This is a genomic window from Saccharopolyspora soli (assembly GCF_022678645.1).
In the GTDB taxonomy this organism is placed as follows: Bacteria; Actinomycetota; Actinomycetes; order Mycobacteriales; family Pseudonocardiaceae; genus Saccharopolyspora; species Saccharopolyspora soli.
Window position 1 is genome coordinate 62,705 of the sequence record NZ_JALBWV010000049.1, and the last position, 8,266, is coordinate 70,970.

11 protein-coding genes are annotated in these 8,266 nt (G+C 64.6%); 7 read left to right on the forward strand and 4 right to left on the reverse strand.

Translation table 11 applies throughout. From position 1 onward, the window contains the following. Positions 1–171 precede the first annotated feature (171 nt). A complete protein-coding gene (locus MOQ72_RS30810) occupies positions 172–555 on the reverse strand; it encodes a helix-turn-helix domain-containing protein (protein ID WP_242189254.1) in 384 nt (127 codons plus the stop codon). 173 nt (positions 556–728) lie between these two features. Here MOQ72_RS30810 and MOQ72_RS30815 point away from each other — a divergent pair, with 173 nt between their 5' ends. Genes MOQ72_RS30815 through MOQ72_RS30840 form a run of 6 tightly spaced genes read left to right on the forward strand, consistent with a single transcriptional unit; the run spans position 729 to position 4,758 of the window. Next, positions 729–1,007 carry a helix-turn-helix domain-containing protein gene (locus MOQ72_RS30815; protein ID WP_277954918.1) on the forward strand — a complete coding sequence of 93 codons (279 nt, stop codon included), beginning with the start codon at positions 729–731 and terminating at the stop codon, positions 1,005–1,007. Further along, entirely contained in the window at positions 1,004–1,210 is a 207-nt protein-coding gene (locus MOQ72_RS30820; RefSeq protein WP_242189255.1) for a helix-turn-helix domain-containing protein, read from the forward strand. The genes MOQ72_RS30815 and MOQ72_RS30820 overlap by 4 nt, the downstream gene beginning before the upstream one ends. Further along, complete coding sequence (locus MOQ72_RS30825; protein WP_242189256.1) at positions 1,210–1,560, forward strand: WhiB family transcriptional regulator; 351 nt, start codon at positions 1,210–1,212, stop codon at positions 1,558–1,560. The genes MOQ72_RS30820 and MOQ72_RS30825 overlap by 1 nt, the downstream gene beginning before the upstream one ends. Then, positions 1,557–1,889, forward strand: coding sequence for a hypothetical protein (locus tag MOQ72_RS30830; RefSeq protein WP_242189257.1), 333 nt, complete (start codon positions 1,557–1,559; stop codon positions 1,887–1,889). Before MOQ72_RS30825 ends, MOQ72_RS30830 begins: the two co-directional genes overlap by 4 nt. Next, a complete protein-coding gene (locus MOQ72_RS30835; RefSeq protein ID WP_242189258.1) occupies positions 1,886–2,623 on the forward strand; it encodes a hypothetical protein in 738 nt (245 codons plus the stop codon). Before MOQ72_RS30830 ends, MOQ72_RS30835 begins: the two co-directional genes overlap by 4 nt. Continuing rightward, on the forward strand, positions 2,620–4,758 hold the full coding sequence (locus tag MOQ72_RS30840) for an FtsK/SpoIIIE domain-containing protein (protein ID WP_242189259.1): 2,139 nt from the start codon (positions 2,620–2,622) through the stop codon (positions 4,756–4,758). The genes MOQ72_RS30835 and MOQ72_RS30840 overlap by 4 nt, the downstream gene beginning before the upstream one ends. Before the next feature lie 1,128 nt (positions 4,759–5,886). On the opposite strand, the gene MOQ72_RS30845 is transcribed toward MOQ72_RS30840, so the two are convergent. Then, complete coding sequence (locus MOQ72_RS30845) at positions 5,887–6,171, reverse strand: HC3 family zinc finger protein (RefSeq protein WP_308197999.1); 285 nt, start codon at positions 6,169–6,171, stop codon at positions 5,887–5,889. Further along, positions 6,165–6,434 (reverse strand): hypothetical protein, encoded by a 270-nt coding sequence (locus MOQ72_RS30850; protein ID WP_242189260.1) that lies wholly within the window; start codon positions 6,432–6,434, stop codon positions 6,165–6,167. Before MOQ72_RS30850 ends, MOQ72_RS30845 begins: the two co-directional genes overlap by 7 nt. A gap of 400 nt (positions 6,435–6,834) precedes the next feature. On the opposite strand from MOQ72_RS30850, the gene MOQ72_RS30855 reads away from it, so the two are divergent. After that, on the forward strand, positions 6,835–7,953 hold the full coding sequence (locus MOQ72_RS30855; protein WP_242189261.1) for an NsdA family TPR-like regulatory protein: 1,119 nt from the start codon (positions 6,835–6,837) through the stop codon (positions 7,951–7,953). Positions 7,954–8,084: 131 nt separating this feature from the next. Here the strand turns inward: MOQ72_RS30855 and MOQ72_RS45770 are convergent. Further along, the coding region (locus MOQ72_RS45770; RefSeq protein ID WP_372495587.1) for a tetratricopeptide repeat protein at positions 8,085–8,266 on the reverse strand (182 nt) is incomplete at its 5' end.

Below are 8,266 nucleotides of genomic sequence, written 5' to 3' on the forward strand. Positions count from 1 at the left end.
TACCCCCGCGCCGGATAACAGCCTTGACCTGCGAAGTTAATTGCGGTTAATGGAATAGCGGTTAACCCGCGCCATCTGCAAAAGCTTGCTCGGATGCCGTTTCTTGGTGGCATGCGAAACGCAAAAACAACGACCTGCCCGATAAGGCCGGTCGCCCGCGAGCCGGGCCAACTACCCGGCCGACTTGCCGTCACGATCAGTCCCAGCGCCGAGCCGCGAGTTCATTTCGTCGAGCAGGCGCGTGATCTCGCGAAGGTGACGCTCGATGGCGTCCAACCGTGTGGGCACGTCGTCTTCGGCGAACACCGGCTCGCCGACCGCTGGTGGCCTGCGGCCTTCCAGAACAGCCAACAGGTGTTGCGGGTGCCAACTGAGCGCCAGCGACAGAGCCTCCAGCGTTCGCGCGCTTCGGCGGCGTTGGACGGTGTTGTGCTGCAACTCGCGCACCGTCGCTTGCGATACATGCGAGCGCTTCGCCAATTCGCGTTGGCGCATGCCCAACTCGCTCACGCGCTGATCGATCGCGCGAGCGACCGCAGCCCAGTCCTCCGTCACGTATTCCTCCGCGCTCCGCCTCGGCGCCGAGATTAGCGCGTTAACGCGATTCCGCGGGGCGACCCCAACGCATAGCTCGCCGCGTTTCGGCCCTTACGCGCCATTAAGAGCTAAAACTGGCTCTTATCTCCGCCGAAATAAGCTCTCTTGTCTCAAGTCAAAGGACATTTGCCATGAATAGCAATGCCGAAAACGTCGGGCGACCGACGTTCTACACGGTTCGGGAAGCCGCCCGAATCATGCGGTGCAATCCCTCGACCCTGTACCGAGCGATTCGGGAAGACGCCTTCCCTGCCGTGCGGGTCCGGACGCGCTACGTCGTCCCTGCCTCCGCCGTCGACAAGCTGGCTGCCGATGCCAGCGAGTCGGGTGGATGTGTCGACGTGGCTCGGATGGCGGCCGAGCGCCGCATTGCCAACGAGGTTGCTCGGTTGGCGGGAGGTGCACGGTGAACCACAACGACGCCAACTTCACCGTCCGTAAGGCCGCGTGGATTCTCAATGTCGATCCATCGACGGTCTCCCGTGCGATCCGGCTCGGCACGCTGCGCACCGTCCAGCGCAATGGCCGCCCCGTGATCCCCGCCAGCGAGCTGGTTCGCCTGCTCAGCAAGCCAACCGACAACGGCGCGACGCAGGACGGGGGTCGGCAGTGATGACCTCGTTCAACGACGTCCGTTTGATCGGTATCGCTTGGCGGCTGGACTGCGTGCGTTGGGTGCCGGGCGCGGTGCTTGCCGATGCGGTACTCCGCAGTGGCATCTGCATGGCGCGAAGCTCCGAGGACGAACCCGCCTGGGCTGACCAGCCGATGACCGATCGTGAGTTGGCGGCGCGGATGTGTGCGGGCTGCCCGGTCCAAGACGAATGCCTCGAACTGGATCTTCGCGTCGCGGGAGAGAGCACCCTCGGTGTCTGGGGTGCTCTCTGCGAGGACGACCGGCGTGCGGTGTACCCGCACTGGCTTCAGCGCGGGGAGCGTGCCGAAGGGGGTGCTGCGCGATGATGCTGCAACTGACCCCCGTAGAGATCCTGGCTGCTCTCGGTGGCCTACTCGTGTTGGTCATGGTGTGGCGAGCAAGTGCGCGCGCCACACGGCGCGCTACCGAAGCCGCTAGGGCGAGCGTCCGGCTGGTGTCGCTGGCTGGTCGGGTCGTGACCACGGCGGGCGCGATCGTGGGCGTGCAGTGGATCGTCATCAGCCACCCCGGCAACACGACGCTGCTGCTCGCGGTGCTCGGCGTACCGGCGTTGTTCGCCTCGTACACGCTGACCAAGGCACTCACTGTGACCACAATGGACGTGCCTCAGCAGCGGAAAGGGCGGCGGCAATGAGCGCGTCGCCGACGCTCGGCGGTGGGCGGCGGGTGCCGCTCACCCTTGCCGAGGCCGAAGCGGTCGAGCAGGTGCGCAAGCAGGTGGACCGGTTGTGCTGGACCGGGATTCTGCTCGGTCTGGCGTTCACCATGACCAACGTTCAGCAGTTCGCCGCGAACGGCGCGGCTGCGTGGTCGCTGCCGTGGCTAGCGGCGTGGCTGCTCGATCCGATGGTGTCGTTGGTGCTGCTGGCGATCCTGCGGGCCGAGCAGGTCACCGCCCACTACGGCATCCGCACCGGCGGATGGGTGCGCGGAGCGAAGTGGTTCACGCTCGCCGCTACGTACGTGATGAACACCTGGGAGGCGTACGCGGACAGATCGGCGGACCTGGTCGTGCTGCATTCCGTGCCGCCACTGGTCGTGTTCGTTGCCGCCGAGGCCGTGACCGATCTCCGGGACAAGCTCAGCGAAGCGGTCCGGACAGCGTTCACGAACGCAGCGGTCAACTGTCCGGACAACGAGCAGACGGACATAGCGCGGGCGCCCAAGCCGACTCGCGACCGGCCACCGGGCACCGGGCGGCGGACATCCTTCGACGACTACTTGAGGCGGGCGCGGGCGGCGTGGCAACCAGGCGTGTCTGTGACTCCTGCGTGGATCAGAGAGGCAACAGGGTGCTCTCGTGGCTTGTCTTCGCGGCTGGCCGCCGCGCTCGCGTCCGAAGTGAACGAGAGCGGTGGGCAGCCATGAACGCACACAGCGAATCGCTTCCTGTTCCCAGACCATCAAGTGAACTGGAATCGGCCGTGTTCGAGGCTGAGCTAGTCGATGACACACCTGACGTACCGAAGCTGACAGGCTGGCGACGGTTCATGAACTGGTGGCTGCGTTCACCGCACGTACCGGCCACGTTGAAGTCACGCCAAGCGGCAAAACATGCGGCCGTGGACGCCTTGGCGTTCGTGCTGCGCTCGCCGTGGCGATTCGTCGGCGCGGTCGCACGGGGCACTGCGGCGGCTATCCGGTGTTGGCGTCGGTGGGTACGCGTGCATGACTACCGCGACGCCGCCGAGCAGTCCGAGAAGCTCGCAGACAAGTTCTCCGAGATCCGTGCGCTCACGCTGTTCCGCTGGAAGGTGACCGGTGCCGTGGCGTTGTCCGCTGCCGCAGTGCTCACCGTGGCCTACGTCGTCTATGGCGGACGGACGCTGTGGATCGCCGCCGGACTCGGCTCGGCGACGTTGGCCGTGTTCGGACAGCGGAAAGATGGGGCGCCCGGCCGTAAACCGGTGCTGGCCGGTCCGCGGACATTGACCTGGACGATGGACCCGCAAGTCTTGGTGGATGCGTTCCGGGACGCAAAGCTAATCGGCAAGGACGAATCGCTACGCCTTGTCGAGCGTGCCGCACACGACGGCGCGGGCTGGGCCGTCACCGTCGACCTCCCCGCAACCCGCAAAGCCGCCGACGTCATCAAACACCGCGAAGCGCTCGCCTCCGCGCTCGCGGTCGACGAATTGCAGCTGATCGTCGAGCGGGTACGCGGCCGAGGCGGTCACGCCGGGCGCGTGTTCCTGTGGGTTGCCGATGAGGACCCATACTCCGGGCGGCCGTTGCGGTTTCCATTGGTGGATGTGGAGTTCTGGGACGCCTGGCGGCCGATCCCTTTCGGACGCGACGCGCGCAACCGGCGGATCGACCTGCCAGTGGTATGGACGTCGTTGATCGTCGGGGCGATTCCCCGGCAGGGCAAGACATGCGCCACCCGACTACCGGCGGCCGGGCTGATCCTCGATCCGTACACGCAGCTGTACGTCTTCGACGGCAAAGGCGGGAAGGACTGGCAAGCCGCCGAAACAGTGGCGCACCGATACGTCTGCGGCGACGAACAGGAACACACCGAAGCCGTCCGGGACTACCTGGTCGAACTGGTCGCCGAAGTGCAAGCCCGGTTCTCCCGAATGTCCACACTGGATGACGAGATCTGTCCCGAGTCGAAGATCACACCGGACATCTCCCGTGATCGAGACCTGGGCATGCCGATCACGGCCGTGATCATCGACGAAGTTCAGATCTACCTGGAAAACCCGACACGCGAGGAGATCGAGGGCAAGAAAACCACGCTCGGAACCTACATCGCGGACCTGCTGACCTACCTTGCCCGCAAGGGGCCAGCCGTAGGGATTGTGGTCATCCTCGCCACCCAGCGGCCGGACTCCAACACGATTCCCTCAAGGTTGCGTGCGGTGCTCGGGTCACGCTTCGCGTTACGGGTGATGGACTGGCGGGACTCCAACATCGTGCTCGGCGAGCAAATGAACACACGAGGATTCGACGCCTCCACACTGCTGCCCACCCACAAAGGCGTCGGCATCCTGCGACCCGACGGCGACACCGACGCCGGAGCCGACATGCTCGCCGTGACCGTGCGGACCTTCTACATGCACAACGCCGAATGGCGCGGCATCTGCGAACGAGGACGCATGCTCCGAGAGGCAGCAGGAACGCTGACTGGACACGCAGCGGGCGACGACAGCCCGCGCGCGATCGACCAGGCCGCTGTTGTGAAGGCACTCGGCACCAGCACCGAAGACAACGCGCCGTGCCAACTGCCGGAACCGCTCGTATCGGTCGTCGACTACCTCGGTGACGGCTTGGACCAGCGCGAGTTCGTACCCACAGCCGAGCTAACCGAAGCGCTGGACGTCGAGCCGACAATGTTCGGTCGGCAGATGGGAAACCTTGGATGCCAGCCACGACGGGGACGGACCACAAATGAGGATGGCACGGTCCGTCAGGTACGCGGCTACTACACGGCTGACCTCCGCGCCGCCGTCGGTGAGTGCAGGCAGCAGGTTGTCGATGCCCCAGAGGATGTTGAATAGGCGTCACACGACCGATCGGCAACCCGTCAGCAGACCCGCACTAACCCGGCCACCCGTCACGATCGTCATGGCAAGCCGTCATAGGAGATGACCAGCGGGAACGCGCAGAAGGACAGGTGGGACAGGTTCGCGGCAACCTGTCCCACCTGTCCTGTTTCTCGCCCAGACCGGGGCGCTTGACTGTGTTTCGCCTCTTCCTTCCACCTGTCCCGCCGAGCTTGCAACATCAGTCCAGAGAGCCAGGGCGGGACGGCGGTTGCTTCTCGTTCTGAGTTGTCCCCAACACCTGACCAGACCCCGTTTGTGACGCCCGACGTTGGGACATGGGCAGCAGTCCAGCCATCGACGTTGGCGAAGGGATCAGCGCTTGGGCACGTGCGGATCCAGAAGGCGAAGCAGCGCTTCCTGCCTCGTTCGGCATGGCCCGCCGTAGATCCGAGTCAGCATCGGCCCCAGCGCTTGCCACTTCTTCGCCTTGGTGCCGTCCGAGTCCAAGTACCCGACCAGGCGTTCATTCTCTCCATCGCCACATAGGACGATCCATCTGCGTGTCTGCTCGAAATCTGATGCCCGGTCCATCCTGACCGTGTCCAGATCCACCGTCTCCGTGTGGCCGATCGGCCTCGGAAGCTGCCGCGACTGCGGCAAGTCGGTGGCTCCCTCTGTGATCCCGTTCAGCTCGGTAACGGCGGGGGTGCTCTGGTAGTTGTCCGGGAGCGGTTCCGTGACGCTTTTCGTGACGTCTGCCTCAGTAGCGACAACAGCCGGGGCAAACGTTCGAGTTGCTCCGGCGACACCGTGCAAGTTAGCGAGTTCGGTTGCAGCAGCCAGCAAATCCGCTACTGCCACTTGGGGATTCGCGCCACTGCCCATTGCTCGGCGTGCAGCGACTATTGCCGCATCGACTCGTTCCAGCGCTGCCCAGCCGCGCTCGCTTTCAGCGCGCAGGCGTGCTCGGCGGGCGCGTTGCCGACAGGCCGCGCCGTGGTACCGAGTTCGCCGCCCGAGGTTGGACCCTGGCGTGAGTGGTTCACCGCATCCCAAGCACAGCACGGCAGACATGAGTCCTCATATCGTGACACGTTTCGTGACAGGCGATCGTGAGACTAGCGGAAGTCACGGAATGTGTCACGGAACACTGGACCGCTTGCGGGCGTGCCGCCCCGAGCTTCGGCGCTCGGGCTCTGCTGGTTCGTTGATCAGGGGAACGCCGGCTAGGCGATGCGCTTCGACGTCACAGTCGGGGCAGGTCAGCCAAAGCCAGGCGAGGTCCGTGTTCTCGGCGGTGAGTTGCTGGTTGCAGAGCGTCTTTACCGACATGCCGGTGGGATAGCCGCCACCTGGTCGCGTGTCGAGGCTGGCGTGCCGCTGGCCTTGCGCGGGGGTCCAGTGAAATGGGTGCACGCTCACCACCGCCTCAAGATGGCAGCTTCGCCACCCGAGTTCCGGCGGCGGTGTAGTTCGGAGAGCCGCAGATTCAGTTGCGCGATGAGCTCTTCCGCTCCGCCTGCATCGAGGACCAGCAGCACGTCACACGGCTTGCCTGGCACCGAAATGGAGATCATGTCGCTGTCGTTGACATACGACGTGATCAGTGTGTTTTCCCGCATGATCGCCAGCACGCAGCCCGAGTTGTCCAGCCCCGTGCACGGGCGGCACGGTGTCGATGCGTCCACGGGTGGCCTCCAGTTCCAGTTGGAACACGGCCGGGGCCGAGTGTCGGGGGTAAATCGGCCCCGGCCGTGTTCAGGTGCCCGGTGTCGCCGCGTTGAGGGGGGCGAGACGGCGACGCCGGACGGCATTTCGTGACCGCCTGCAAGCGGTCCGTGGCCAGAGCCGAAGGTCGGCGGTCCCTCGGCTCTGACCGCTTCTCCAGGGTGTCCGGCGGCAGCGCAAGAGCGCGGAGAGCGCCGCCGCCGGACGGTTGTGTGACCGGCTGGAGTCGGCCCGTGTCACACTGAAATAAGCTTGGCAAGTGAGCGATATCAGCGGAACGACTTGAACACGACATAAAGACGACCTGCGAGTACACCCGCGCGCGGACGGGAGGTACGGCCGGTGCGACCGCCTCGCACAGTGCTTGAAGAGAAGATTCGGGAGCGACGGCAGACGCTCGAAGAGTTCGCCGAGTACGCCGAGCAGTTCGCTCGTGAACACAACGAACCCGGCACGCTCGGCGTGCGTCACCTGCAGCGACTTGCGTCCGGGCGCGGTCCCAAAGGACAACCGCTCGGCCCTGTCCGTCCTGCCACTGCTCGGCTGCTGGAACGCATTCTTGGCCTGAGCATTGACGAACTGCTGGCTCCGTCCTCCGCCGAGCCTCCCGATGATTCAGCTGCCGAGCTGCGACAGATGATCCACGCGTCCCGCCGAGTCGACGGAGCGGTACTCGGCTTGCTCCGCGAACAGCTGACCGCAATTCGCCGCCTTGACCGCCAACTCGGCGCAGTCATCGCCTACGACGAGGTGTGCGCCAAGACCAACCAGGTCGGCAGGCTGCTAACCCACAGTCTCCCCGGAAAGCCACGCGAACAGCTCGCCGCGCTGCTTTCCGAGCTGCATACGCTCGCCGGTTGGCAAGCGCTCGACCTTGGCAAAACCATCGAGTCCTGGCAGCACTACGAGCAAGCCAAGCAAGCGGCACGGGAGTCCAGCACCGGAGCATTCGAGGTTCACACGGCTGCAGAGCAAGCGTTTGTCCTGCTTGACATCGGTGAAACCAAGGCCGCCGTCGAGTTGCTTGCTACGGCTCGACGGAGAGCCGAATCGACGTGCTCTCGCCTACTTAAGTCATGGCTCGCGGCAGCGCACGGCGAAGCGCTGGCAGCGCACAACCGGCGCGACGACAGCCTCCGCGCATTCGACACCGCAGTAGAGCTACTGCCAGCCGAGTCGAGCGATCCTGAAGGTCCGTACGTCGTGCTCGACTCGATCCACCTCGCCCGCTGGCGCGGCCACGCCCTCGCCCGTTTCGCCGATCCCGAAGCCGTCGACGTGCTTTCCACAGCGCTCGAAGGACTTGACGCCTCGTTCACACGTGCCGAAACCGCCCTACGAGTCGACTTGGCAAACGCGTTCGCTGCCATCGGCGAACGGGAAGCCGTTAAAATCCAGATCGACCGAGCCGAACGGCTGGCCTCAACCATTGGATCAGTGAGGCAAAAGCAGAGGATACGAGCGTCCAGGGCGCCGTAACGAGACCCAACAATGATTGCCTACCCTGTGAATCAGCGCTTCGAAGTATGCGCATTTAGAATGCCTAAGCAGCGTCCCGTCCCTTACGCCGAGAAAGACATAAGGCAAGCCCAAATTCAACGATTTTTCTGTCATATCTGTGACATTTTCTGACGCGCGCGGAGGATGCTAGCGAGGTTTCCTCGTGCGACTAGCGTGCTGGGGTTATCGTCGCCAAGAACACGCCGTGCCGTTTTTAGCACGGCTCGGTACTCAGCCTCGGCTTCCGCCAATTCACCTCGCCCCTGAAGGACCCCAGCAAGATTATGACGCG